This is a genomic window from Kitasatospora sp. NPDC034035 (genome assembly GCF_055575755.1).
Map to the genome: position 1 here is coordinate 65,007 of NZ_JBVISA010000018.1, position 25,540 is coordinate 90,546.

Annotated in this window: 18 protein-coding genes and 3 pseudogenes; 11 read left to right on the plus strand and 10 right to left on the minus strand. The window is 73.8% G+C overall.

The window, feature by feature from the left end; translation table 11 throughout:
* Window positions 1–61 precede the first annotated feature (61 nt).
* Window positions 62–469 (minus strand): HAD-IC family P-type ATPase, encoded by a 408-nt coding sequence (locus tag ACZ52J_RS24680; RefSeq protein WP_465621754.1) that lies wholly within the window; start codon window positions 467–469, stop codon window positions 62–64.
* 331 nt (window positions 470–800) lie between these two features.
* Here ACZ52J_RS24680 and ACZ52J_RS24685 point away from each other — a divergent pair, with 331 nt between their 5' ends.
* Entirely contained in the window at window positions 801–1,754 is a 954-nt protein-coding gene (locus ACZ52J_RS24685) for a 1-phosphofructokinase family hexose kinase (protein WP_465621936.1), read from the plus strand.
* 156 nt (window positions 1,755–1,910) lie between these two features.
* On the opposite strand, the pseudogene ACZ52J_RS24690 reads toward ACZ52J_RS24685, so the two are convergent.
* A pseudogene (locus tag ACZ52J_RS24690) lies at window positions 1,911–2,168 on the minus strand (SpoIIE family protein phosphatase); the annotation flags it as partial.
* Window positions 2,169–3,123: 955 nt separating this feature from the next.
* On the opposite strand from ACZ52J_RS24690, the pseudogene ACZ52J_RS24695 reads away from it, so the two are divergent.
* Window positions 3,124–4,384, plus strand: a pseudogene (locus tag ACZ52J_RS24695) (APC family permease).
* Here ACZ52J_RS24695 and ACZ52J_RS24700 read toward each other — a convergent pair.
* On the minus strand, window positions 4,354–7,941 hold the full coding sequence (locus ACZ52J_RS24700) for a hydantoinase B/oxoprolinase family protein (RefSeq protein WP_465621756.1): 3,588 nt from the start codon (window positions 7,939–7,941) through the stop codon (window positions 4,354–4,356). The pseudogene ACZ52J_RS24695 and the gene ACZ52J_RS24700 sit on opposite strands and share 31 nt — an antisense overlap.
* A gap of 112 nt (window positions 7,942–8,053) precedes the next feature.
* Here ACZ52J_RS24700 and ACZ52J_RS24705 point away from each other — a divergent pair, with 112 nt between their 5' ends.
* Window positions 8,054–9,211 (plus strand): Rossmann-fold NAD(P)-binding domain-containing protein, encoded by a 1,158-nt coding sequence (locus tag ACZ52J_RS24705; RefSeq protein ID WP_465621758.1) that lies wholly within the window; start codon window positions 8,054–8,056, stop codon window positions 9,209–9,211.
* Between the two features lie 18 nt (window positions 9,212–9,229).
* On the opposite strand, the gene ACZ52J_RS24710 is transcribed toward ACZ52J_RS24705, so the two are convergent.
* The 4 genes from ACZ52J_RS24710 to ACZ52J_RS24725 form a co-directional block, all read right to left on the minus strand.
* Complete coding sequence (locus ACZ52J_RS24710; RefSeq protein ID WP_465621760.1) at window positions 9,230–9,841, minus strand: hypothetical protein; 612 nt, start codon at window positions 9,839–9,841, stop codon at window positions 9,230–9,232.
* A gap of 267 nt (window positions 9,842–10,108) precedes the next feature.
* Window positions 10,109–10,642, minus strand: coding sequence for a flavodoxin family protein (locus tag ACZ52J_RS24715; protein ID WP_465621762.1), 534 nt, complete (start codon window positions 10,640–10,642; stop codon window positions 10,109–10,111).
* Between the two features lie 92 nt (window positions 10,643–10,734).
* On the minus strand, window positions 10,735–11,607 hold the full coding sequence (locus ACZ52J_RS24720) for a universal stress protein (RefSeq protein ID WP_465621763.1): 873 nt from the start codon (window positions 11,605–11,607) through the stop codon (window positions 10,735–10,737).
* A 229-nt stretch (window positions 11,608–11,836) separates the two neighbouring features.
* Window positions 11,837–12,097 carry a DUF1918 domain-containing protein gene (locus tag ACZ52J_RS24725; RefSeq protein WP_465621765.1) on the minus strand — a complete coding sequence of 87 codons (261 nt, stop codon included), beginning with the start codon at window positions 12,095–12,097 and terminating at the stop codon, window positions 11,837–11,839.
* A gap of 191 nt (window positions 12,098–12,288) precedes the next feature.
* On the opposite strand from ACZ52J_RS24725, the gene ACZ52J_RS24730 reads away from it, so the two are divergent.
* Window positions 12,289–12,906, plus strand: a complete 618-nt coding sequence (locus ACZ52J_RS24730; protein ID WP_465621767.1) for an Rv1733c family protein — start codon at window positions 12,289–12,291, stop codon at window positions 12,904–12,906.
* An 18-nt stretch (window positions 12,907–12,924) separates the two neighbouring features.
* Here the strand turns inward: ACZ52J_RS24730 and ACZ52J_RS24735 are convergent, their stop codons facing one another.
* Window positions 12,925–15,285, minus strand: a complete 2,361-nt coding sequence (locus ACZ52J_RS24735; protein WP_465621769.1) for a glycoside hydrolase family 65 protein — start codon at window positions 15,283–15,285, stop codon at window positions 12,925–12,927.
* 357 nt (window positions 15,286–15,642) lie between these two features.
* On the opposite strand from ACZ52J_RS24735, the gene ACZ52J_RS24740 reads away from it, so the two are divergent.
* The 5 genes and pseudogenes from ACZ52J_RS24740 (at window position 15,643) to ACZ52J_RS24760 (ending at window position 20,770) form a co-directional block, all read left to right on the plus strand.
* A complete protein-coding gene (locus ACZ52J_RS24740) occupies window positions 15,643–18,366 on the plus strand; it encodes a bifunctional acetate--CoA ligase family protein/GNAT family N-acetyltransferase (protein WP_465621771.1) in 2,724 nt (907 codons plus the stop codon).
* A gap of 5 nt (window positions 18,367–18,371) precedes the next feature.
* Window positions 18,372–19,058 (plus strand): CBS domain-containing protein, encoded by a 687-nt coding sequence (locus ACZ52J_RS24745; protein WP_465621773.1) that lies wholly within the window; start codon window positions 18,372–18,374, stop codon window positions 19,056–19,058.
* Window positions 19,059–19,145: 87 nt separating this feature from the next.
* Window positions 19,146–19,364: pseudogene (locus ACZ52J_RS24750) on the plus strand (response regulator transcription factor); the annotation flags it as partial.
* A 112-nt stretch (window positions 19,365–19,476) separates the two neighbouring features.
* Entirely contained in the window at window positions 19,477–19,767 is a 291-nt protein-coding gene (locus ACZ52J_RS24755; RefSeq protein WP_465621775.1) for an SHOCT domain-containing protein, read from the plus strand.
* Window positions 19,768–19,789: 22 nt separating this feature from the next.
* Window positions 19,790–20,770: an Acg family FMN-binding oxidoreductase gene (locus ACZ52J_RS24760; protein WP_465621777.1), complete on the plus strand. Its 981-nt coding sequence runs from the start codon at window positions 19,790–19,792 to the stop codon at window positions 20,768–20,770.
* Between the two features lie 159 nt (window positions 20,771–20,929).
* Here the strand turns inward: ACZ52J_RS24760 and ACZ52J_RS24765 are convergent, their stop codons facing one another.
* Complete coding sequence (locus ACZ52J_RS24765; RefSeq protein WP_465621779.1) at window positions 20,930–22,645, minus strand: sensor histidine kinase; 1,716 nt, start codon at window positions 22,643–22,645, stop codon at window positions 20,930–20,932.
* A 194-nt stretch (window positions 22,646–22,839) separates the two neighbouring features.
* Here ACZ52J_RS24765 and ACZ52J_RS24770 point away from each other — a divergent pair, with 194 nt between their 5' ends.
* Window positions 22,840–23,883, plus strand: a complete 1,044-nt coding sequence (locus ACZ52J_RS24770; protein WP_465621781.1) for a zinc-dependent alcohol dehydrogenase family protein — start codon at window positions 22,840–22,842, stop codon at window positions 23,881–23,883.
* Between the two features lie 27 nt (window positions 23,884–23,910).
* Window positions 23,911–24,564, plus strand: coding sequence for a helix-turn-helix domain-containing protein (locus ACZ52J_RS24775; RefSeq protein WP_465621783.1), 654 nt, complete (start codon window positions 23,911–23,913; stop codon window positions 24,562–24,564).
* Between the two features lie 87 nt (window positions 24,565–24,651).
* On the opposite strand, the gene ACZ52J_RS24780 is transcribed toward ACZ52J_RS24775, so the two are convergent.
* Complete coding sequence (locus ACZ52J_RS24780) at window positions 24,652–25,485, minus strand: ZIP family metal transporter (protein WP_465621785.1); 834 nt, start codon at window positions 25,483–25,485, stop codon at window positions 24,652–24,654.
* Between the last annotated feature and the right edge of the window lie 55 nt (window positions 25,486–25,540).

The window sequence follows — 25,540 nt, forward strand, 5'->3', positions numbered from 1 at the left end:
CGGCATGCGGGGCTGCTCCGATCGGCGGGTCGCTCCTGTTCGGCGGCCGCCACGGCGTGCTTCACGGTGGCGAGGCTGTCCGGGGTGACGGAGACCGAGCCGATCCCGGCGTGCACCAGGGCCATCGGGTGGACGCGGACCTGGTGGGCGACCACGAACTCGGTACGGGCCAGCCCCACGCCGGGGGGATCGCGGCCGACCGCAGCGTGGTCACCGACTCCCCGGTCAACGCCGACATGTCGACCTCGATGGCCCCCTGCAGCAGGCGAATGTCGGCGGCGATTCGGTCACCCGCCTCGATGACGACGACGTCGCCCGGGACCAGCTCGGTGGCGTCGATCTCCCGCGGGACACCGTCCCGCAGCGCCTTCGCCCGCTGGGGGATGTAGGCGGCCAGCGCCTCGACCGCGTGCTGGGCGTGCACCTCCTGGACGAACGCGAACGCGGCGTTGAGGAAGATGATCAGCACGACCGCGGACCGCCACGAGCAGGCAGCACGGGTCGGCGGCTGCGAGGTGCTCCCGATCGCGCCTCCTGCGCTCGCGCAGCACGATGGAGGGAGTGACCGAGTGAGGCGATCGAGATGGCCGGCGAACTGCTCCATCGACGTGGGTACCGTGGCCTTCGTTCCCGGACTTGTTCAAGGACTTTCCCATGACGTCCCGCCCCTGTCCGGAGGACCCGGGAGGGCAGCCACGGACGATCGGGATCACAACCGCCGTGTCACCGCGATGAACGGCCCTGACGCGTCCGGTCCGCTTGCGGCGGGCAGCGGAGGGAGGAGTCCGCTGCCGGAGACCATGCCTCCGATCCTCACCCTGACAGTGAACCCCACCGTCGACATCTGCTGCGAGGTCGACCGCCTGGCGGACATCGGTAAGACCCGTGCCCGGGTCAGGTTCGTGGCCGCCGGCGGCGGAGGGATCAACGTCGCCCGGGACGTGTCGAGGCTCGGCGGACGGGCGACCGCCGTCCACACCGCCGGCCGCGAGGTCGGCCAGCGCCTCAACCGCCTATTGGACGAGGAGGGGGTCGACCACATCGCCCTCGGGATCGCGGGTGAGACCCGCGAAGCGTTCGTGCTGTTCGAGACCGAGTCACGCCGCAGCTTTCACATCGTGCCGCCGGGCCCGCGACTGGACGATGTGGAGGGAGGGCGCCTCCTGGACGCGCTTGGCCGAGCGGCTGGCAGTCACCAGTACGTCGTGGCCAGTGGCAGTCTGCCCAGCGGCCTGCCCGACGCCTTCTACGCGGCGGTCGCCCGCCGGGTCAAGGAGGCCGGGTCCCGGCTGGTGCTGGACACCTCGGGGCGGGCCCTGCGCGAGTCGCTGCACGAGGGCGTCTTTCTGCGGAGGTGCAACAATCACGAGGCTGCCTCCCTCGCCGGCCGGGCGGTCCGGAGCTTCGACGACGCCCGCGCTGTCAACGAGTCGCTGCTTGCCGCAGGAGCGACTGAGATCGCCGTCACCACCCTCGGGGAACTCGGAGCACTCTGTTCGACGAGGTACGGCCATACCGGGTTGCGAGCCCCGCAGTCGCCTGGGGAGTCACTCAGCGACGCCGGGGCCGGAGACGCCATGGTGGCCGCACTCACTCTGCGACTGGCGGCGGGCGATGATCCCGTCCAGGCGTGTGCCCTTGGGGTGGCCGTGGCCGCCGCGGCGGTGCTCACCCCCGACACCGAACCGTTCGATCGAGAGGTGGCCGAGTCCCTCTACCCCGCGGTGCGAATAAGACGGCAAGCAGGTTCATGACTGCCCCCGGGCCGTCCGTGTCCCCGGTGGTCAGGGCCCTCCAGATCACGGAGCGGCAGGGGTCCTGGACACGGGTGAAGGCGGCTCGGCTCCGGTACTGAAGGACCACCATCGAGACCGAGCTGCCGGTCTACCAGGGGGCGAGGCACCCCCTGTTCACGGGCCCGGGAGTGTGTCGCCTGCGCGAGGGATGTGTACTGGGGTCCGGCTCGGTGGGCGTGGAGTGGGCGGGGTGCGGAAGGTGAGGAGGGTGAGGAGTGCGAGGTCGTCGCGTCCATCGGCGAGGCGGGCGTCGGCCAGGTTCCGGCACAGGTCTTCGAGGGGCAGGCCGGGGTCGGCGTACAGGTAGCGGGCGGTGCCGTCGGGGCCGACCAGGAGCGGCGGCGGGTGTCCGGCGTTGCTCCAGTGAAGTGTCCGTCGGCGAACGGGACGATCAGGCGCAGCCCCGGGTCGCGCGCTCCGGTGATCCGGCCGAACCGGAAGACGACCCCCTTCTCGTACTGGCGGACGATGCGGATCGACATCGCGAGCCCGATCAGGACCAGGATGACCAGCACCACCAGGACTGCGATCACGGCGGTCATGTCGGCTCCCTTCGATTGCGGACCTGCGTCGACAGCCAGGTCCGGGAACGCGTCGCCACGAGCAGAGCGACCGGGAGGCGCGGGACCGGTACTCGGTCCTACCGTGAGCCTGCCCCGCATCCGGTGCCGGCGACAGGGCCGAACGGGCCCGCTCCCGTCGTGACCGGCCCGCCCCACGTGCAGGACTTCCGGCTTGGCGGGTCACCGATGGCGTCCCCGAGGAGGTATCCGTCGCCCGAACGCCGACACCGGAGCGGGGAGGGCCGGTAAGCGCACGTACCCGGCCACCCTGCGCTTCGCCCGCAACCACACCCGGGGGTGACCGTCCGCAGGCAATGCGTCGCACCTGAGAGAGGAGTGCACAGCGTCCCCACCCACTTCGGCCCTGGCGCCGGGCGGGGGCGAGCGTATTGTGGGAATCGGCCTGCAGGGCGAGCGAGGGAGTTCGACCGGATGGCCCTGGGCGATGGGCGGAGGCTCCGCGCGGGGCGTTTGTCGACGGTCGGGCTGAGAGGCTGGATGGTCTGTGAGACCGGAAGGCGACCTCCACCACCTGATCCGGACAATGCCGGCGAAGGGAGCCCACCTTGCAGGTTTTCGCCTGCCCGCACGGCATTGCGGCGAGGTGCGTTCGCCTTGGCCGGCGTGCACCCGGCCGAGACCGCTGAAGGCGGTCCGGTGCAGAGCAGCAGGCCCCCGGTTGCGGGGCGCTCGGCCGCCGGACCGGGGCCGTTCGACCCATGCGCCGACCTTCCTGTTCCCTGGCTGGGATATAGGGGTTGGCCATGGGACGACCGGCTGGGAGCGCCGAGCCGCAGCTGCGCCGTCAGCTGGGGGTGCTCGACGCCGTGGTCATCGGGCTGGGGTCGATGATCGGTGCGGGGATCTTCGCCGCACCGGCCCCCGCCGTCGGCGTGGCCGGGTCCGGTCTGCTGCTCGGGCTGGTCCTCGCGGCGGTGGTGGCGTACTGCAATGCCGCGTCGTCGGCCGGCTGGCCGCGCGCTATCCGCAGTCCGGCGGGACGTACGTCCACGGGCGGGAGCGGCTGGGCGCGTTCTGGGGCTACCTGGCCGGGTGGGGTTTCGCGGTCGGGAAGACCGCGTCCTGCGCGGCGATGGCGCTGACGGTGGGCGGCTACGTCTGGCCGGGCCAGGTGCACGTGGTGGCGGTGGCCGCCGTCGTGGCGCTCACGGCCGTGAACTACGCCGGTGTGCAGAAGTCCGCGTGGCTCACCCGGCTGATCGTCGCGGTGGTGCTCGCGGTGCTCGCGGCCGTGGTGGTGGCCGCGCTGACCTCGGGCGGCGCGGACGCGGCCCGGCTGGGCATCGGCGTGGATGCCACACCGGGCGGCGTGCTGCAGGCGGCGGGCCTGCTGTTCTTCGCCTTCGCCGGCTACACCCGGATCGCCACCCTGGGGGAGGAGGTCCGCGACCCGGCCCGCACCATCCCGAGGGCCATCCCGATCGCGCTGGGCATCACGCTCGTCGTCTACGCCGTGGTTGCCGTTGCCGTCCTGATGGTGCTCGGGCCCGAGCGGCTGGCAGCCGCCCCCGCGCCGCTGTCCGAGGCGGTGCGGGCGGCGGGCACCGACCGGCTGGTGCCGGTGGTGCGGGCCGGGGCGGCAGTGGCCGCGCTCGGCTCGCTGCTCGCGCTGATCCTCGGGGTGTCCCGGACGGCGCTCGCGATGGCCCGCGACCGTCATCTGCCGCACGTCCTGGCGGCGGTTCATCCTCGGTTCCAGGTGCCGCACCGCGCCGAGCTGGCGGTCGGCGCGGCCGTCGCGGTGGTGGCGGCGACCGCGGACGTGCGTGGGGCGATCGGGTTCTCGTCCTTCGGGGTGCTGGCGTACTACGCCGTCGCGAACGCCTCGGCGTGGACGCTGACCGAGGCTGAGGGCCGCCCGCCACGGATGGTTCCGGTACTCGGCCTGGTCGGCTGCCTGGTGCTGGCGCGTTCGCGCTGCCGCTGTTCTCGGTGATCTCAGGCGCGGCCGTCCTGGCGGCCGGTGCCGTCGCCTACACGGTTCGCCGACGCTGGTCCTCGTGAGCGGAGCCGGCCGAACCGAATCCGCCACCGCCGGGGGTCCGGATCTCCAGGGCGTCGCCGGCCGTGACGTCCGCGGTGCCGCAGCCGGGCAGGTCGTCAGCGGTGCCGTCGGCGTGCAGGACCCGGTTGGCGCCGAGGGCGCCGGGGGAGCCGCCGGCCAGGCCGTACGGGGGGACGCGCCGGTGGCCGGAGAGCAGGCTGACGGTCATCGATTCGCGGAAGCGCAGCCGGCGCAGCGCGCCGTTGCCGCCGTGCCAGCGGCCGTCGCCACCGCTGCCGGGGCGGACGGCGAACTCCTCGACCAGGACGGGCAGGCGCCACTCCAGGACCTCGGGGTCGGTGAGGCGGGAGTTGGTCATGTGGGTCTGGACGACGTCGGCGCCGTGGAAGCCGGGGCCGGCGCCGGAACCGGAGGCGATCGTCTCGTAGTACTGGTGGTGCTCGTTGCCGAAGCTGAGGTTGTTCATCGTGCCGGAGCCCTCGGCCTGGACGCCGAGGGCGGCGTAGAGCGCTCCGGTGATGGCCTGGGAGGTCTCGACGTTGCCGGCGGCGACGGCGGCGGGGTACACGGGGGCGAGCATCGAGCCGGGCGGGACGACGATCCGCAGTGGGCGCAGGCAGCCGTCGTTGAGCGGGATGTCGTCGTCGACGAGGGTGCGGAAGACGTACAGGACGGCGGCGGTGACGACGGCGGACGGCGCGTTGAGGTTGCTCTTCTGCTGGGGCGCGGTGCCGGTGAAGTCGATGGTGGCGGTGCGGTGTTCGTGGTCGACCCGGACCTGGACGGCGATGACGGCGCCGGAGTCGGTCTCGTAGCGGTAGGCGCCGTCGGCGAGGCCGTCGATGGCCCGGCGCACCGCCTGTTCGGCGTTGTCCTGGACGTGCCGCATGTAGGCCTGGACGACGTCGAGGCCGAACTGGTCGATCATCGCGTTGACTTCCTCGACGCCCTTGCGGTTGGCGGCGACCTGGGCCCGTAGGTCGGCGAGGTTGGTGGCCGGGTCGCGGGACGGGTAGGGCGCCTCGGTGAGCAGCCGCAGGGTCTCGGCCTCGCGGAGGCGCCCGTCCGTCACCAGCGGCCAGTTGTCGAACAGCACGCCCTCCTCGTGGATCTCGCGGCTGGCGGCGGGCATCGAGCCGGGGGTGATGCCGCCGATCTCGGCGTGGTGGCCGCGGGAGGCGACGAAGAACAGCGGCTCTCGGCCGGTCGGGTCGAAGACCGGGGTCACCACGGTGACGTCGGGCAGGTGGGTGCCGCCGTGGTACGGGTCGTTGACGGCGTAGGTGTCGCCGGGGCGCACGGCGGGGCCGCGGCGGCGGATCACCTCCTTGACGGTGGTGCCCATCGAGCCGAGGTGGACGGGGATGTGCGGGGCGTTGGCGACGAGGTTGCCGTCCGCGTCGAAGAGGGCGCAGGAGAAGTCGAGCCGCTCCTTGATGTTGACGGACTGGGCGGTGGACTCCAGCCGGGCGCCCATCTGTTGGGCGATCGCCATGAAGAGGTTGTTGAAGACCTCCAGCAGGACGGGGTCGGCAGCGGTCGGGGCGGCCGGCTCGGCGCGGGCCCGGATCTGCTCGACCAGCAGGTGACCGGCCGGTGTCACGGTGGCCCGCCAGCCGTCGTCCACCACGGTGGTCGCATTGGCCTCGGCGATGACGGCCGGGCCGGTGAGGGTGCCGCCCGGTCGCATGGACTGACGTTCCAGCAGGGGGACTTGGCGCCAGGCGCCGTCGGCGTACAGCGGCACGTCGACGGGTTCGGAGGCTTGGGCGGGGGAGCGGGTGTCGAGTTCCGGCTGCTCGGAGAGCCCGGTGCCCTCGACGGCGAGGGCCTCGATGACCAGCGGCCGGTCCATCAGGAAGGAGTAGGTGGCGCGGTGCCGTTCCTCGAACTCGGCCGCCATGTCGGCGGGTTCGCCCAGCGGGACGCCGAGGGTGGTGTCGGTGCCCTGGTAGCGCAGCCGAGCCCGGAAGGCCAGCCGGATCTGCTCCGGCGGGGTGCCTTGGTCGAGCAGTTCGGCGGTGGCGGCCTCCGCCAGTCCGTCGGCCAGGGCGCGTACGTCCGCCATCTCCTCGGCCGCCAGCGGGCGTTCGACGGCGTGCTCGCGCAGGACGGTGGTGTCGGCCAGGCCGATGCCGAGGGCGGAGAGCACGCCGGCCATCGGCGGGACCAGCACGGTGCGGATGCCCAGTGCCTCGGCGACCGCGCAGGCGTGCTGGCCGCCGGCGCCGCCGAAGGTGGTCAGCGCGTAGCGGGTGACGTCATGGCCCTGCTGGACGGAGATCCGCTTGATCGCGTTGGCGATGTTGCCCACCGCGATCCGCAGGAAGCCCTCGGCGGCCTCCTCCGGTGATCTGTCCCCTACGTCGGCCGCCAGTTCCGTGAACCGGCGTCGCGTCAGTTCGGCGTCGAGCGGCTGGTCGCCGTCGGGGCCGAAGACGCGGGGGAAGTGCCCGGCCTGGATCCGGCCGAGCAGCAGGTTGGCGTCGGTGACGGTCAGCGGGCCGCCGCGCCGGTAGCAGGCGGGGCCGGGGTCGGCGCCCGCCGAATCCGGCCCGACCCGCAGCCGTCCGCCGTCGAAGCGCAGCACCGAGCCGCCGCCGGCCGCGACGGTGTGGATCGCCAGCATGGGCGCGCGCAGCCGCACCCCGGCGACCTGGGTCGTCACCACCCGCTCGTACTCGCCCGCGAAGTGCGAGACGTCCGTGGAGGTGCCTCCCATGTCGAATCCGATCACCCGCTCGCAGCCGGCCAGTCGGGACATCCGCACCATGCCGACGATGCCGCCCGCCGGGCCGGAGAGGATCGCGTCCTTGCCGCGGAAGTGCCCGGCCTCGGCCAGGCCGCCGTTGGACTGCATGAACATCAGCCGGACGCCGGCCAGTTCGTCGGCCACCTGTCGGACGTAGCGGCGCAGCCCGGGGGAGAGGTAGGCGTCGACCACGGCGGTGTCGCCGCGCGGGACCAGCTTCATCAGCGGGCTCGCCTCGCTGGACAACGACACCTGGGTGAAGCCGAGTTGCTCGGCGATCCGGCCGATTGACCGCTCGTGAGCGGGGTGCAGGTAGCTGTGCAGGCAGACCACGGCCACGGAACGGATGCCGTCGCGCAGGCACCCGCGCAGGTCCTCGGTGAGCCGGTCGAGATCGGGAGGGCGCAGCACCGTGCCGTCGGCGGCGATCCGCTCGTCCACCTCGACCACCCGGGCGTACAGCGGCTCGGGCAGCGCGATCTCGCGGGCGAAGATCTGCGGCCGGTTCTGGTAGCCGATCCGCAGCGCGTCCGCGAAGCCGCGGGTGATGACCAGCGCGGTCGGCTCGCCGGTTCGCTCCAGCAGGGCGTTGGTGGCCACGGTGGTGCCCATCCGGACGGCTTCGATGCCGGCTCCGGACGGCAGCAGGGCCCGGATCCCGGCCACGGCGGGGTCGCGGTAGCGGGCGGGGTCGTGTGAGAGCAGCTTGTGGGTCAACAGCCGGCCGTCCGGGGCCAGCGCGACGACATCGGTGAAGGTCCCGCCCCGGTCCACCCAGAACTGCCAGCCCTTGGATGCCGCCATGACCGGCTCCCTCCGCCGTGCCGAGTGGCGCCCCGTGCACGAGTATCCGTCCGGGTGAACCGGGCGGGCAATCGGAACACACTGGGCATGCGGGCCGACCAGAGAGGCAGCGATGACGACCACGACGGTAGGAGTGCTCCGGGAGACCGTACCGGGCGAGTGCCGGGTGGCTCTCGTCCCCGACCTGGTGCCGGCCGTCGGCCGGCTCGGGCTGACCGCGGTGGTCGAGCCCGGTGCCGGAGCCCTCGCCGGGTACCACGACGCCGACTACCGTGCCGCGGGAGCGACCGTCGTCGGGCGGACCGACCTGCTGCGTCGCGCGGACGTCCTGCTCGGCGTCCACCCGCCGACCGTCGACCCGGTGCACGGCCTGCGCCCCGGCCAGGTGCTGGTCGCGATGCTGCGCCCGCACCGGATCCCCTACCGGGTCCGGCAGTGGGCGGATCGGGGGGTCACCGCGATCGGCCTCGACCTGGTGCCACCCGCGCTGCCCGCCGGTTATCCGCTGGACGCCGAGGCCTCCCAGGCGAGGGTGACCGGCTACCAGGCGGTGCTGCTCGCGGCCGCCCGGCTGGGCCGTTGCCTGCCGCCCTGGGGCTCGGCGGACGGGCTGTTCGACCCGGTCCGGCTCCTCGTGGTCGGTGCCGGACACGCGGGCCTGCAGGCGATCGACACGGCCCGTCGTCTGGGCGCGCAGGTCCACGCGGTCGAACTGCGCCGCCGCGAGCGTGCGGCGGTCGCCGCCCTGGGGGCCGACCTGCTGGACCTGCCCTTGCTCCACCCGGTGGCGGACGATCGGGAGCTCCGGGAGACGCTCGACCTCAAGCGCTCCGCCTGGACGGCGGGGCTCGCCGAGGCCGTCACGCGCCACGACCTCGTGGTGACCGCCCTCGGGCTCCCCGGTCGCGTCCCCCCGGTGCTGCTCAGTACGGCCGCAGCGGCTGCGATGAGGCCCGGTTCGGTGCTGGTGGACCTGGCGGTCTGCCCAGAGGGCGGCAACATCGAGGGCGTCCTGCCGGACACCACCACGCTGGTCGGCGACGGGGTGGTGGTGATCGGTGCCGGGGAGTTGGCCGCGCAGGTGCCCGTCACCGCCTCGTGCGCGTACGCCCACAACGCGCTGGCGTTGCTCGCTCGCCTCCTGCGGGCCGCCGCGCCGGCGGACGACCCCGTCCTGGGGCCGATGCTGGTGACCCACCAGGGCATGGTGCTGCACGAACCCACCAGGCGGTTGCTGCTGGAGGCGACCGCCGTGGCGGGCCTGCCGTAGCCTCGGAAGCCCCGGGCCTCAGAGCCCGGCGTGCGAGAACAGCACCGCGTGGCGGGCGATCGACCCCGCGTGGGCCGCGCACTGCTGGTAGCAGCAGGACAGCAGCACGAGGTCGGCGATGTCGACCAGGTCCGCCGACTCCTCGTGGATCAGCAGTTCGTACAGCAGCCGCTGCCGTTGTCCGACCTCGTGCAGCTCCCCGAGGATGTCCGCGACGCCCTCGGGCGCACCGGATTCCAGGACGTCGGCCGCCCGTGCGGCCAGGTCCAGGGCGGCGTCGGCGATCCCGCGCAGCGGGGCCTGGAGCCGCTCGTCGACCGGCTCCCGTTCCTGACGCGCCCAGGCCGCCTCCAGCAGCCGCTGGGCGAGCTGCCCCAGGGCCTCCACCTCGGTGCCCACATGGACACCCGTGACGACCCCGGCCCGCCCGCCGAGCGTTCCGGCAGCGTCCTCCTCGATCCGGTCCCGCAGCTCGGCCAGTGCCTTCTCCGCCGCCGGGACCCCGTCGTCGGCCGGATCCGTCAGCGCGGCGGTCGCGCCGCACAAGGCGGCGTGCGCGAGCCGCACCAGTCCGGCCAACTCGGCGATCAGGGTGCGGTACTCCCGGTTCCGCTCTCCGCCATCAGACATCCGTTCGCTCCTGTCCTCCGCGGAGCGCCCGAGCGGCCTGTCCGGCCCGCTCCGCCTCCCCCTCGACCAGTGTTGCTCCGCCCGGTGCGGGGCGTACCCGGCGTCGGGCGGTGGCGCGGCGTCCAGGCGTACTTCGGTACTGCCGTCCGGGGCCGCGGCCATCGCGAAGGAGAGCCGGTCCGGCCTCTGCCCGACGACCGCACGGGGCCGGACCCCTGGGGTTCGGTCCGGCCCCGCACGCTTGCGTCCGGGGCGCCGCCGGGGCAGTCAGATCAGGCGGGCGCCCCAGGCGCGGGCGCGGTCGAGTTCGCCGCTGCGCAGCGGGCCGTCGACGCCCTCGACGATGAAGCCTTGGGGCTCGGCGACCACGTCGTAGTGGTGGCGGGAGAGCCGCTGGGCGATGCCCTCGGCGGCGCCGCCGCTGCCGGGTGTGGCGCCGCGGGTGTCGAACGCGGCGGCGTAGGTGCCGGGTTCGGTCTTCGGGAGGTCGTGGAACCAGGAGCGCAGGCCCGGCCCCTCGGCGGTCTCCCGGGCTTCGGCGGCGGCGTCCTCGTGGCCTTCCTTGTGGCCCTCGGCGGTGGCCGCCATCCGGCGGCTGAGCCCGGAGGACATGCCGCGCATGTGGGTCGGGCCGCCGACCACCAGCAGGTCCGCGGTGCGGGTCACGTCCGCGCCGGCCTCGGTCACCGGGAGGCAGTCGACGGCTGCCGAGGGGTCGGCCTGGTGGACACCTTCGGCGATGGCCTCGGCGATCTCGCGGGTGTTTCCGTACATGCTCTCGTACACGATCACGGTGTGCATGGTCTCCACCTTTCCTCACCATCAGGTTCGCGCCGCGCGGACGGTCCGGACGCGGGCCGTTCGGCCCGGATCGGGTCGCCGGACGGTCCGTGTCAGTCGTGCGGGACGACGGCGATCGGGCAGTGGGCGTGGTGGAGCAGTCCGTGCGGGACGGAGCCGAGCCGCATGCCGGTGAAGCCGCCGTGCCCCCGGCGGCCGACGACCACGGCGAGCGCGTGCTCGGAGGCCCGGGCCAGTTCCTCGACCGGGTGGCCGTGCACCAGTTCGTGGGTCACTGCGACGTCGGGATGGAGCTCCTGCCGCCCGGCGGTGCTCTCGAACAGCAGACTCCGCAGGGTCTGCTCGGTGGCGTGCTCGTCGAGGTTGCCGATCGGCGGACGCTGCCACACCCAGAGGACGCGCAGGGCGGCACGTCGTTCGGAGGCGAGGTCGAAGGCGAAGTCGACGGCGGCCGCCGAGGACAGGCTGCCGTCCACGCCGACCACGACGTAGGGCGGCTCCTGGGTGACGTGCTCGGGGTCGCGGACGACGATCACCGGGCAGTGGGCCTGGGCGCTCACCGGGACGGCCACCGAGTAGGCGCTGAGCGCCTCCGCCGTCCGCCCCAGCCGACGGGAGCCCAGCACGACGAGCGCGGCGTGCGCGGACTCCCGGCACAGCGCCGGTGCCGGAACGTCCTCCGAGACGGCGGTGGTCACCGTCAGCCCGGGGTGCCGCTCCCGGGCCACGGCGGAGGCCCGGTCGAGCGCCTGGTCGGCCCGCTCGCGCAGGGCCTTGTGGTACCGGCCCTCGTCGAGGACCCGGTACTCGCGGTACAGCGACGGGATGGCGTGCACCAGGCGTAGCGGCAGGCCCCGGCGGTCGGCCTCGTCGGCGGCCCAGGTGGCGGTCATCCGGCCGGTGTCGAGCGCGTCGACGCCGAGGACGACGGGACGGCGCGTGCCGTCGGAACTGACGGATGTCATGGCTCCTCCTCGGGCCCGTCGAACGGACCCTTGCTCCCACGCTAGGCAGCTCCGACGCCCGGCACGAGAGCCGACCGGCCCCAGCCGCCGGAGCCCGGCAGCCCCACCCGCGAGCCGGTACCGACGCCTTGCCGCGCAGGAGGCTGGTGGTCCCCGCGAACCTCCTCCTTCCCCTGGCCCTCCCCGCCCCGCCGAACTCGCGGCCGGAGACGGCCACGGCGGCGGCCCTTCAGTCGGCGAAGAGGTGGGGGTCGGGCGGTGCGGGCACGGCGGCGTCCTCGTCCTCGCGCTCGTGAGGGGAGTGGTGGAAGTGGTGGATCCGGGCGTCCGGGCCGGGACAGTACTCGGTGACCCGCTCGCTGTCGGACCAGCGCACGTCGTACGGCGGGCTGCCGTCCGGGTGGTGCAGGCCGACGATCTCGCCGTCCCTCCTGGTGGCGCCCGGCCGGGTGCCCTGGACGATGATGCGGTCTCCGACGGCGGCTTCCATGCCGTCCTCCTGGGGTCGATACGAGGACGGGGCCAGCCGTCCGTACCTCCATGGCACCACCGGAGGCCGGGTACGGAAGGGGCCGGAAGGGCCCGGGCCGGTGGCCCACCCGGCCCTGGAACCGCCGCTCCGGGCCGGCGAACACTGGCGGTACGACCAGCAGAGCCATCCCGGCACGGAGGAGGCGCGTCATGTCCGTCGCAGCCACCACGCACAGGCCACCGGCCTCGCGGACCTCCCTGCGGCAGCACGCCCGCCGGGCCGCCGGCCGGGACCGCAACCCGCTCTGCCGCCCGCTGGACCGGGCGTACAGCCGCCTGGTGGCCGGGTTCGCGCTGACGGTCCTGGCCGCGCTCGGCGTGGCGTCGGTCGCGGCGCTGGTCGTGTTCCGTGCGGAGGCGCATACTGCGGCCCAGGTCGCCCGGCACCGGCACGTCGTCAGCGCCGTCACCACGGGTCCGGCGCTGTCGGACGGCCTGCGGGCGGGCGGCGCGCGGGCGTATGCCCCGGCCCGCTGGACGTACCCGGCCGGGCCCGATGCCGGGACCATCCCGGTCCCGGACGGCACGCTCGTCGGGACGGCCGTCGTGATCGGGCTCGACGACGCCGGGCACCCGGTCGGCGCGCCCAAGGGAGCCACGCAGATCCTCTCGGATGCCGCCCTGCTGGGCCTGGGCACGGTCTCCGTGCTCGGGCTCGCCGCGGAGGGCGGCTTCGCGCTGCGCCGCCACACGCTGGACCGGCGGGCGGAGCAGAGCTGGGAGTCCGACTGGGAGCAGGTGGAACCGCGCTGGTCCGGGCGGCGATGAGCGGGCCGGCTGTCGGCCTCACAGACGGAAACGGCGGGTCTCGCCCGGTCGGATCGTCGCCTGCGTGCCGCGCAGCCGGATCACGACCGGGTCCTGCCGGTCCTCACGCAGGCTCACCGTGACCGCGCCCCGGTCGACGGCGATCGCGACGCCCCAGTGGCCGCGGTAGCGCAAGTCCAGCTCCAGCCGGCCGAGGGCGGACGGCAGGTGCGGGTCGAGCCAGAGGGCGTCCTCGCGGACCTCCAGCCCTGTGTAGCAGCGCTGCAGCAGGTCGACCGCGCCCGCCATGGCGCCCAGGTGAACACCCTCCGCCGTGGTGCCGCGCTGGCTGTCCTGCAGGTCGGCCACCAGGGCGTCTCGGAAGTACCGCCAGGAGGCGCGGCGGTCGGAGCGGGTGAGCACCCAGGCGTGCACCACGGAGCTGAGCGTCGAGCCGTGGACGGTGCGCTGCAGGTAGTAGTCGGTGGTGCGGCGGAGCAGTTCGTGGTGCGCGGGGTAGCCCAGGCGCCGCAACAGGTCGCGCACCTCGCGGGCGGAGAACAGGTACCAGAGCATCAGCGCGTCGGCCTGCTTGGACGCCTTGTAGCGGTTCACCGTGTCGTCCTCGGCCTCCAGGATCCGGTCGAGCCGGCGCAGGTCCGGGTAGCGGCGCCGGTAGGCGGCCCAGTTGAGCTCGGCGAGCTGCTCGTAGCCGTCGAACTGGCTCAACACGCCGTCGTGGAAGGGGACGTGGAGGTGGCGGCCGACCTCCTGCCAGCGGTCCAGCTCCGGATCGTCGAGGGCGAGGCGCTCGCGCAGCTCGTCGCGGCGGTAGGCGGGCAGGACGTCCAGGGCGTCCTGGGCGCGGGCCAGCACCCAGGACGCCAGCACGTTGGTGTAGGCGTTGTCGTCCAGACCGGGCCGGTCCGCCCCTGGATAGGCGTCGTGGTACTCGTCGGGGCCGAGCACCCCGCGGATCGACCAGCGTCCGCGGCTCTGGTCGTGGGTGGCGGCGGAGGACCAGAAGCGGGCGATCTCCAGCAGCGTCTCGGCTCCGGCCGAGGCGAGGAAGTCGCGGTCCCCGGTGGCCTGGTAGTACTGCCAGACGTTGTAGGCGACCGCCGAGCCGACGTGCCGCTGGAGGTGGCTGTGGTCGGGCAGCCAGCGGCCGGACAGCGGGTTGAGGTGCAGCTGCTGGGACTCTTCCCGGCCGTCGCTGGCGCTCTGCCACGGGTACATCGCCCCGCGCAGCCCGACCTCGTGGGCCTGCCGGCGGGCGGCGTCGAGGCGGCGGTGGCGGTAGCGGAGCACGGCGCGGGCGAGTTCGGGGAAGCGGAGGTTGAGCAGCCGGAGGACGAACAGCTCGTCCCAGAAGACGTGGCCCCGGTACGCCTCGCCGTGCAGGCCGCGGGCCGGGATGCCGACGTCAAGGTCGATCGAGTGCTCGGAGTAGGTCTGGAGCAGGTGGAACAGGTTCAGGTGCAGCGGGCCGGCGCCGTCGAAGTCCGCCTCGATCCGGCAGCGGCGCCACAACTCCGCCCAGCGCAGCGCGTGTTCGGCCAGTAGTTCCTCGAAGACCCCGGCCTCGGCGGCGAGCAGCCGGGAGGCGCGCAGCGGGGTCTCGATCGCCCGATCGCGGGAGGTGTGCAGCGCCACGGTCTTCTCGACCGTGACCGGTCGGCCACGGTCGGCCCGCACGGTGAGGACGTGGGCCGCCCAGCTGTCACGGGACTCGGTCGACACCGTGGCCCCGTTCGCCCTGGTGCGGGCGGAAAGCGCGATGCGCAACGGCGAGTCGGCCGCCGAGGCCTCCAGCCAGAGCAGTCCGTTCGCGTCCACGCCCTGGCTGGACGAGGCGAAGTGGCGCTCCGTCAATCCGCGGTAGCGGGCGACGCCGGTGTTGGCGACGTCACCGTCCAGCGCCGAGCGGACCTCCAGTCCACCCGACCAGTTCTCCGGAGTGATGGCGCTCTCCAGGGCGAGCAGATGAGGGCGGGCCTGGCTGGCGAGGCGGCGCTGCACCAGCCGGGTCCGCCGTCCCCGGTCGTCGACGACCAGGGCGGTGCGGGTCAGAACGCCCCGGAGCAGGTCCAGCTCCACGGTCTGTTCGGCAGGCGGGCCGGAGAACCAGACACCGCCCGACGGGCGGAATGTCAGCGGAAGCCAGTTCGGCCAGTTGACGAGGTCCTCGTTGGTCACGACCCGCCCCGCGACCGTCGAGTCCGCGCGGTCGTAGCAGCCCGCCAGGTACGTCCCCGGATAGTGGACACCGTCGGCGACGGATTCGGGCGCGGCACCCCGACTGACCACGTAGCCGTTGCCGACCGCGCACAACGCCTCCCGCAGCCCCTCCTCGGCGGGGTCGAAGCCCTGGTAGCGGAGGGTCCACGGGTCCGGCATGTCGGGTTGTCCCGCTGCTGCGTCCGCTGCCACCTCGCGACCTCCGCGCCGACGGGTCTGCCTCCAGTGTGCGCAGCGCGCCGCCGAGCCGCTCGCCGCTCTGCTCGGACAGCGGCATGTGCGGGTGGTGAGCGGACCGGCACCGGCGAGGAACGCCTCACTGGGGGGGTGACCAGCGCGGTGAGTGCCCGGTGGACGGCGCGGGCGAGGATTCGGCAGGACCGACGGGCCATCCGGCGACCCTCCGTGGGCGGCGGCGCCGTTCGGCGGCGCGGGCGGGGCCGGTCGGCCCTGCCGGGGCCAGGGGCGGACGTGGAGGCTGGAGGGGTAGAACGGCGACGGCCGAGGAGATGCGCCATGTCCACCGTCCACCCGCTGCGCAGCACCGCCGAGGCACTGCTGGCCGACGGCACCACCGTCCGGATCCGTCCGCTCGGCCCGCAGGACCACCAGGCGGTGCTCGACCTGCACACCGCCGGGATGTCCGAGGAGAGCCGCCGGATGCGGTTCTTCGGCGTCAGCCGCAACGCGCCGCGGCAGGCCGCCGACCGGTTGTGCGGGCCGCCGCGCCCCGGCTTGCTGGTACTGGGGGCCTGGGCGGGGGAGGAGCTGGTGGGCGAGGCGGACTGTGAGCTGCTGGACGATTCGCCGCAGACGGCGGAGCTGGCGCTCGCGGTGGCCGACCGTTGGCACCGTCGCGGCGTCGCGACCCTGCTGCTGGAGCACCTCGTGCACGCCGCCCGGGCCGTGGGCGTCCGCTGTTTCGAGGCCGACACCCTGGCCGGCAACCGCGGGGTGCACAAGGTGTTCGCGGACCTCGGCCTGCCGGTGCATCGCCGGCTCGCGCAAGGGGAGGTCAGGGTGCGGGTGCCGCTGGACGAGACGGACGAGCGCTACCGTGCGGCGGTCGACGAACGAGGCCGCCGGGCCGACGTGGCGAGCCTGGCCGCGCTGCTGCGCCCGGCCTCGGTCGCGGTGGTCGGGGTGTCCCGTCGGGAGGGGTCCGTCGGGCGGACCGTCCTCGCGAGGATCCGGCAGGGCGGCTTCGCCGGGCCGGTCTGGGCGGTCAACCCGCACGCCGCCGAGGTCGACGGCGAGCCCACGTACCCGTCCGTCGGCGCGCTACCGGCCGTGCCGGATCTCGCGGTGCTTGCCGTCCCGGCTGCCGCGGTGGGGGAGGTTGCCGAGGAGTGCGGCCGGGCAGGCGTCCGGGCGCTGGTGGTGCTCACCTCCGGGCTCGGCCCGGACGGCGCCCGGCGGCTGATGCGCGCCTGCCGCCGGTACAGCGTGCGGCTGGTCGGCCCGAACAGCCTCGGCATCGCGCAGGCCGATCCCGCCGTCCGGCTGGACGCCGAGTTCGGCGGGGCGTTCCCGAGGCCCGGAACCGCCGGGGTGGCCGTGCAGAGCGGCGGCGTCGGGATCGCCCTGCTGGAGCGGCTGGCCTGGTTGGGGGTCGGGGTGTCGAGCTTCGTCTCGCTCGGCGACAAGTACGACGTGAGCGGCAACGACCTGCTCCAGTGGTGGGAGGTGGACGGCCGCACCGACCTGGCCCTGCTCCACCTGGAGTCCTTCGGCAGCCCGCGGGCCTTCGCCCGCACGGCCCGCCGCGTCACCCGGAAGCTGCCGGTGCTGACCGTGGATGCCGGCCGCTCGGACGCCGGGCGCCGGGGAGCCGCCTCGCACACTGCGGCGGCTGCCACCCCGACCGTCACCCGGCAGACGCTGTTCCGGCAGGCCGGCATCACGGCCACCCGCAGCATCGAGGAACTCGTCGAGGCCGCCGCCCTGTTGCACGCCCAGCCGCTGCCCGCCCCGCGCGGCGCGGTCGCCGTGGTCTCCAACGCGGGCGGCATCGGGATCCTGGCTGCGGACGCCTGCGTCGACGTCGGGCTGACTCTGCCCGAACTCCCGCAGGAGCTGAGCGAGTTGCTGCCGCCCGGTGCTTCCGTTCGCAACCCGGTGGACACCACGGCGGCGATCGGTCCGACCGAACTGGCCTGCTTCCTCAGGGCGTTGGAGCACGAGGCGGCTGTGGACGCGATCCTGGTGTGCCTGGTGCCGACGGCGCTGGGCACCACCCCCGGCCGCGACCCGGTGCGTGCCCTGCTGGAGGGCCCGGCCCGGCGCCGCGTCCCGATCGCCGCCGTCCTGCTCGACCAGCAGGTGCCCGTCCGGTACCGCGGCTGCGCGGACAGCGGAGCACTGCCGGTGTACTCGGACACCGCAGCGGCGGCCCGCGCCCTCGCCCATGCTCGGGACCGCGCTCAGTGGCTCGCCGAACCGGCCTCCGCCGAGGTGGACCCGCCCGACTGTGACCAGCGCACCGCGCGCAGTCTGGTCGACGGCTACCTCACAGCCCACCGCGAGGGCGGCTGGCTCGATCCGCTGACCACCGCCGACCTGCTGGAGAGCTACGGCCTGCCGCTCGTCACCTCGGTCTGGGCGCGCGACGAACACCTCGCCGTGCTCACCGCCGCCGGGCTGCGACGCCTGGGGTACGAGGGCAAGGTCGCGCTGAAGGCGTACTGGCCGGGCCAGGTGCACAAGAGCGCCGCGGGCGCCGTCCGTACGGGCCTCGCCGACGACGGTGAAGTCCGCGCCGCCTACCGGGAGTTCGCCCGCAGATTCGGGGCGGACCTGGCCGGGGCGGTGGTTCAGCCGATGGCGGTGCCAGGGGTCGAGCTGCTGGCCGGCGTCGTCCAGGACCGCGTCTTCGGGCCGCTGGTCATCCTGGGCATGGGAGGCACCGCCACCGAAGTCCTCGCCGACCGGGTGGCCCGGCTCGCTCCGCTGAGCGAACGTGACCTCGCCACCATGGTCGCCGAACTGCGCGGCGCGCCCCTGCTGTCAGGGCATGCCGGATCACCTCCGGTCGACCTCTCGGCCGTGCGGTCCGTGCTCGCCCGGCTGTCCCGGCTGGCCGACGACTTCCCGGAAGTCGTCGAGGTCGACCTCAACCCCGTCATCGCCCGCCCCGACGGAGCCGTCTGCGTGGACGCCCGGGTCCGGCTCGAACCCCGTCCTTCCTTCGACCCCTACCTGCGGCGGCTCCGGCGGCCCACGGTCGTCGAGGGGGAGTGAACACCGTGAAGCACAGCATCCTCGACGGCACACCGAGCGACACCTTCCCGTCTCCCGATCCCGCCCGGCCGCCCGGCCGGACCCGCGTCGGCGACTGCATGAGCCGACCCGGCGTCGCCGTCACCCCGGGCACCGACTTCGCCACCGTCGCCGCCGTGCTGAGCGCCTCGCGGCGCGGCATCGTGCCGGTGGTGACGGCGGACAGCACGGTCACCGGCGTGGTCGCCGCGTCCGACCTGCTCGCCGCCTACGCCGACGAGGACCTCCAGGACGAGCTCCGTGCCCGCGACCTCATGGCTGCCCCCGCGATCACCGTCACGGACGACACGAGCGCCGTCGCGGCGGTGGCCCTGCTGGCCGGGCACTCCCTGCACCACCTGCCCGTCGTGGACGGTGACGGCCGGCTGGTCGGCCTGCTGTCCTCGCACGACCTGCTTGACGCCCTGCGCCGCGACGACGAGGCGATCCGGGCCGAGGCCCTCGACCTCGCCCTCACCCCGGGCAGCGGCGTCGTCGGGAACTCGCTGCACATCCGCTGCGAGCGGGGCCGCGTCTCGGTGGCCGGACGCACCCGCACCCGCAGCGATGCCGCAGCGCTCTGCCTCCAGATCGCCCGGATCGACGGCATCAACGGCCTCGCCGACCACCTCACGTGGGACACGGACGACAGCCGGCCGTCGGCCGGTTGCTGACCTCACCCCGACTCATACCGCGTGGATCAGCCGCAGGTCCACCTGCTGCGGTAGCTGCGCCACCACGAGGAGAGTGCGACCGATGTTGCGCTCGCCCAACTCACGCCCCGGGAACGGGAGATCCTCGCCCTGGTGGGGGAGGGGAAGACGAACCGACAGATCGGTCAGGAGCTCTACCTCGCCGAGAAGACGGTGAAGAACCACGTCTCGCGCCTGCTCGCCAAGCTCGGCGTCGAGCGCCGCCTCCAGGCCGCTGTCCTCGCCGCCCACGCCGAGCCCGAACAGCACCACCAGCGCCCGCACTGAGCCACAGTGCCCGGGTGGACCCCCGGAGGGAGCCGAACGGCCCAAGCGCCGCGCCGGGCCCCGGCTGCAAGGTGGAGGTGATCGACCGCCCACCACGGCTGAGGAGACGGCGATGATGTACTGGAACGATCACGGCATGAACGGCTGGGGAATCGGCCTGATGACCGTGAGCATGCTGCTCCTCCTCGCGCTCGTGGCCTTCGGCGTGATCGCCCTGGTCCGGTACGTGGGGCGGACCGCCCCGCACGGCCCGGCGGCGTCGACGCCCACCGCGCCACCACCACAGCGGCCCACGCCGGAACAGCTGCTCGCCGAACGCCTCGCCCGTGGCGAGATCGACCCCGACGAGTACCGCAGCCGCCTGGAAACCCTGCGCGGCGGCGACCCGCCCGGCTCAGGCTGACACCGCACCCCTGGAGGCGGTCATGCCCACCCTCGCCCTCGACGCCGCCGCACTGGAGAAGCTCGTCTCCGCGGCGGTCGCCGCACCCTCGATCCACAACAGCCAGCCCTGGCGCTTCCGGTTCGAGCCCGACACCTCGACCCTGGAGGTCCGGGCCGACCGGAGCCGGGCCGTCCCGGCGGCCGACCCGCAGGGCCGGGCCCTGCACATCTCCGTCGGCGCGGCCGTCCTCAACCTGCGGGTCGCCGCCCGTCATCTCGGCTGGGCGCCCGACGTGCGCCTGCTGCCCGACCCGGCCGAGCCGGACCTGCTCGCCGCCGTCCGGCTCGACATCGTGGCCACAGCGCCGGTCCCGGTTACCGAGAAGCTGTACGAGGCGATCTGGCACCGCCATTCCATCCGCACACCGTTCACCGGCGAGCCCGTGCCGCCGGCCGTCCTCGACGAACTGGCCACGGCCGCGCGGGCTGAGGATGCGGCGCTTCATCTGCCCGACCACGCGGAGACCGCCCGACTGCTGCACCTCACCGCCGAGGCCGAACGGCGCAACACCACCGCCCCGGCCCAGCGGGACGAGAGCCGCAGCTGGATCCGCACGGGCGAGGTGCCGCCCTACGGCATCCCGGTCGCCGCGCTCGGCCCCCAGGACCGGGGCGGCCACCTGCCGATGCGCGACTTCTCCGCCATCCACGCCGCCGAGCACCGGGCGCCCGCCTCCTTCGAAGCCGAGCCCCGCATCGCCGTCCTCACCACCGAGCACGACACGCCGACGGACTGGCTGCGCGCCGGCCTCGCCCTGGAACACGTCCTGCTCGCCGCCACCGTCCACGGCGTCCGCGCCTCCCTGCTGCACCAGGCCATGGAGTGGCCCTACCTGCGCTGGGAGACCCGCGACCCGCACCACCGCCCCGGCTACGTCCAGATGCTGATCCGCCTCGGCTACGGGCCCGAAGGCGCCCCCACGCCCCGCCTGGCCGCCGATGACGTGCTGGACCCGTTGTGACGGCGAGCCAGGTGCGGGCCCTCGCGCATGGCGCGAAGGCCTGCCCGGTCCTCGGGCGAGAGGTTGATGACGATCGCGTGCCCCCGCCGGCTCCCGTAGTCGTGGCCGGACACACCCGCACACCCCGCCGGTGTCCCGTGTGGCAGCTCGGGACGGGCCCTAATCATCGGGCAGCGGTACCCGCCAGACCAGTTCGGTGCCGCCCTCGGCGCGGGTGCGGACGGTGAAGGTGCCACCGAGGGCGTCGGCGCGGTCGGCCAGGTTGGCGAGCCCGCTGCGCCGCCCGCCGTCGGACAGGCCGATCCCGTTGTCGGTCACGGTGAGGGTGAGGTCCGTACCGGCGGCGACCGATGCCTCGACGGCGTCGGACTTCGCATGGCGGGCCACGTTGGACAGGGCTTCCTCCAGGACCGCAACGGCGGCGTCCGCGATCTCGGCGGGCACGGTGGCGTCGAGCAGGCCGGTCATCCGCAGGGCCGGGGTGAAGCCGAGGGCGCGCGTAGCGTGTTCGACGATATCGACGAGCCGCGTGCGAAGGCCGACTGCAGCTGGGCCGGACTCGCGCAGGCGTAGGCCGAAGATGGTGGCGCGGATCGTCTTCGCCGTCTCGTCCAGGTCGTCGATGGCCCGCAGGACGCGGTTGGTGGCCTCCGGATGGTCGATGAAGCGGGTGGCACCCTGGAGCGTCATCCCGGTGGCGAAGAGCCGTTGGATCGCCAGGTCGTGGAGGTCGCGGGCGATCCGGTCGCGTTCCCGCAGCAGCGCGACCTGCTCGGAGTCCCGGCGGCGCTCGGCGAGTTCCATCGCCACCGCCGCCTGGCCGGCGAAACCCAGCAGCGGCACGGACTCGCTCTCCTCGAACAGCGGGGCGCCGGCTGCCCGGGCAAGCATCAGCACACCGCGTACGCCCTGTTCGGCGGTGCCGATGGGGACGGCGACGGCCGGGCCGAGGCCCTCCCAGCGTGGCGGACCGGCGGTGATCCTACGGTCCTTCTGGACGTCCGGGCTCACCACGATCCCGTCGGTGCGGACGGCCGCGCCCATGAACGAGCCCTCGACTGGCAGCACCAGACCCCGGTGGTCCTCCTCGCCCATACCGACGGCGATCCGGACCTCCAGTCCGCCGGTGTCCGGCAGCGGTACGGCGACGACGGCGAGGTCCGCCTCGGCGAGTTCTGTGGCGCGGGCGATCAGCAGGTCCAGCACCTCCTGCTCCGTGCTGCCCCTGAGCAGGCTGTTGGTGACCTCGGCGCTCGCCTCCAGCCAGCGCTGCCGCTGCCGGGCCCGGGCGTACAGCCGGGCGTTGTCGATCGCGACCCCGGCCGCGACGGCGAGGGTGGCGAGCACCGCCTCGTCGTCGGCGTCGAACGCGCCGCCGCCGCGCTTCTCGGTCAGGTAGAGGTTGCCGAACACCTTGCCCCGGATCCGGATCGGCACTCCCAGGAAGCTGCTCATCGGCGGGTGGTTGGTGGGAAAGCCGTAGGACGCCGGGTGGTCGGAGATCCGCGCCAGCCGCAACGGTTCGGGGTGGCGGATCAGCTCGCCCAGCACACCGTGCCCGGACGGCAGCGCGCCGATCAGCTTGACCTGCTCGTCCGTGACGCCGACCGGGATGAACTGCGACAGCCGCTGGTCCTCGCCGATCACGCCGAGCGCGCCGTACTCGGCGTCCACCAGGGTGACCGCCGCCTCCACGATGTGCCGCAGGGCCTCGGACAGCTCCAGGTCGCGGCCGACCGCCAGCACCGCCTCCAGCAGGCTGTGCACCCGGTCACGGGTACCCCGGGCTGTGTCCAGCCGGGCCTGGAGCTCGTCCAGAAGGTCGTCCAGGCGCAGCTTCGCCACGGGGGCGGAACTCTCCGACGCGCTGCCCAAGGCATCCTCCACGGCTCACCCGACGCCACTGACCAGCGTAGGTGCGCCCGGCTTGCCGCGCCGGACACGAAGGGGGCCCATCGGTCCAGCGCCAGGACCCCACCGGGCCCCTGGCGGCGGTCACGGATGCGCGGAAACCTGGAAGGGCGAGTGGAACCGGCCCGGCTCCGCCGCCCGAGAGGAGTAGTCAGGGCATGAAGGCACTCACCTACCACGGAAGCGGCCGTCGTACCTGGGGCGACGTCCCTGATCCCGTCGTCCGCGACCCCGAGGACGCCGTCGTCCGGGTGGACGCGGTGACCATCTGCGGCACCGACCTGCACATCCTCAAGGGCGATGTCCCCGAGGTCACCGAGGGCCGCGTCCTCGGCCACGAGGCCGTCGGAACCGTCACCGAGACCGGACCCGGGGTCCGTACCGTGCAGGCCGGTGACCGGGTCCTGGTCTCCTGCATCTCCGCCTGCGGCCGCTGCGCCTACTGCCGAGCCGCGAGCTACGGCCAGTGCACCGGCGGTGGCGGCTGGATCCTCGGCCACCTGATCGACGGCTGCCAGGCCGAGTACGTCCGCACCCCCTTCGCCGACACCTCGCTGCACCCGCTGCCCGACGGCGTCACCGATGAGGACGCCCTGCTGCTCGCCGACATCCTGCCCACCTCCTACGAGGTCGGCGTCCGCAACGGCCGGGTCGGGCCGGGCGACACCGTCGCGATCGTCGGCGCCGGGCCCATCGGACTCGCTGCGGTCCTCACTGCCCGGCTCTACAGCCCGGCCCGCATCATCGCCGTCGACCTCGCGCAGAGTCGTCTCGACGCGGCCGAGCGCTTCGGCGCCGACACTGTGCTCACCGCCACCGAGGCCACCCCGGAGGCCGTCCGGGAACTGAGCCGGGGCGGTCTCGGCGTCGACGTCGCGATCGAGGCGGTCGGCGTCCCCGACACGTTCGAACTGTGCACCCGCCTGGTGCGCCCCGGCGGCCGGGTTGCCAACATCGGCGTCCACGGCAAGCCAGCGGTGCTCCACCTGGAGGACCTCTGGATCCGCGACGTCACCATCACGACCGGCCTCGTCGACACGCACAGCACCCCCATGCTGCTCGACATGCTGGCCGTCGGCCGACTGGACGTCGCCGGGCTGGTCACCCACCGCTTCGGCCTCGACGAGATGCAGGACGCGTACGACGTCTTCGCTGACGCTGCCGACACCGGGGCCCTGAAGGTCGCGCTCTTCCGGACGTGACCGCTGTCGCACGGAGGAGCTGACACCATGACCGACCGGCCCGACCCCGCCGACCTCGCCCGCCGGATCATCCGGCGCCGCGACCAACTCGGCCTGAGCGAAGAGAGGTTGGCTTACCAGGCCGCCATGGCGCCGACCTACCTGCGGCATCTGCTGGAGGCCGGGCCGGAGTTCGACCCGCCCGGGTTCGTCCGGATCGCCGCCGTGCTCGGGATGACCTGGCCGGAGCTCATGGAGGGCCATCGCCCCGACGCCCCGCCCGGACAGACGGAGCCCGCTTCGCGCCCCCTGTTGCTGCATCTCACCGAGCCCCAGTGCTGGGAGCTGATCGGCACCCACGGCATCGGCCGGATTGTCCTGCCCGTCCAGCCGGGACCGGCCGTCTTTCCGGTCAACTACGCGGTGGATGCCGCGACGATCGTCTACCGCACGGCCCCCGCAGGCGCCGCCGCCCCGCCCGACGGCTCCCCGGTCTCCTTCCAGGTGGACCACATCGACGACCGCCGGAGTCGGGGTTGGAGCGTCCTCGTCGTCGGCCACGCCCAGCACGTCGACGATCCCGAGGAGCAATTGCGGCTGTCGGCCCTGCCAGGCGCAACGCCGTGGGCCGGCGGCTCCCGGCCGCTGTGGGTGCGCATCGGGGCGGACCAGATCACCGGCCGCCGAATCGGCACCGGGTGAACGTTTCTCCAGGACACGGGGCCGCGTGGCTCGCCGTGCCGGCCGACGACCAGTCGCTGCTCCGGTGACCTGGCGATCGGGTCGGCCTCAAACGCCCGCGGCGGTGATAACGGCATCGGTGGCGAAGCCGAGCAGCAGGCCCAGCAGGATCATCCTGGTGGTGAGTTCCTTCATCGCGGCGCGTCGGGCTACCGCGAGCAACTCGATGACCACGTAGAGGACGGAGCCGGCGGCCAGCCCCAGGAACGCGATGTTGACGGTTGCGTCGGCCACCTGTTGGCCGACGAGGGTGCCCACGAAGGTGGGGCCGCCCCCGATGAGGCCGAGCAGGGCGAGGGTGCCCCAGGACGGGCGTTCACCGGCGGCGGCCAGTGGGGCGACGATCCCGAAGCCCTCGGTCGCGTTGTGCAGACCGAAGCCGATGACCAGCAGGAGGGCGAGGGAGAGTTCGCCCTTGGCGGCGGAGTTGCCGATGGCCAGGCCCTCCGCGAAGTTGTGCAGACCGATGCCGACGGCGATCACCAGGGCCAGATCGGCGGCCCGGGAGCGGCTGGGGGTAGCGGGTTGTCCGGTCGCTGCCGACGCGCCCGGTCCGCTGGACGTCGGTGCGTTCGGTGCCCGGCGGCGGGTGATCCATCGGTCGTAGCGCACGAGGCCCAGCAGCCCGACGGCCAGGCCGGTCGCGAGCAGCGGGCCATCGGTGGCGACGGTGCTCCATCGGTGCGCGGTCAGGGCCGCGTCGATCGGCTTCCAGGCGACGGTGAGGATGTCCCAGAGCAGGAAGAGCAGGATGCCGACGGCCAGAGCGTTCGGTGCGGCTCGCGGCCGTGGAGCGGGGTTGCGCACGCGCCCGATCGGTAGGCCGAGGTAGATGGTGAGGCCGGCGAGGGCGCCGAGCAGGGCGATCTGCGGACCTGACATGGGAGGCTCCGGGGAGCACGGGTTCCGGGCGGGGCATGCCCTATGAGGTAAGCCT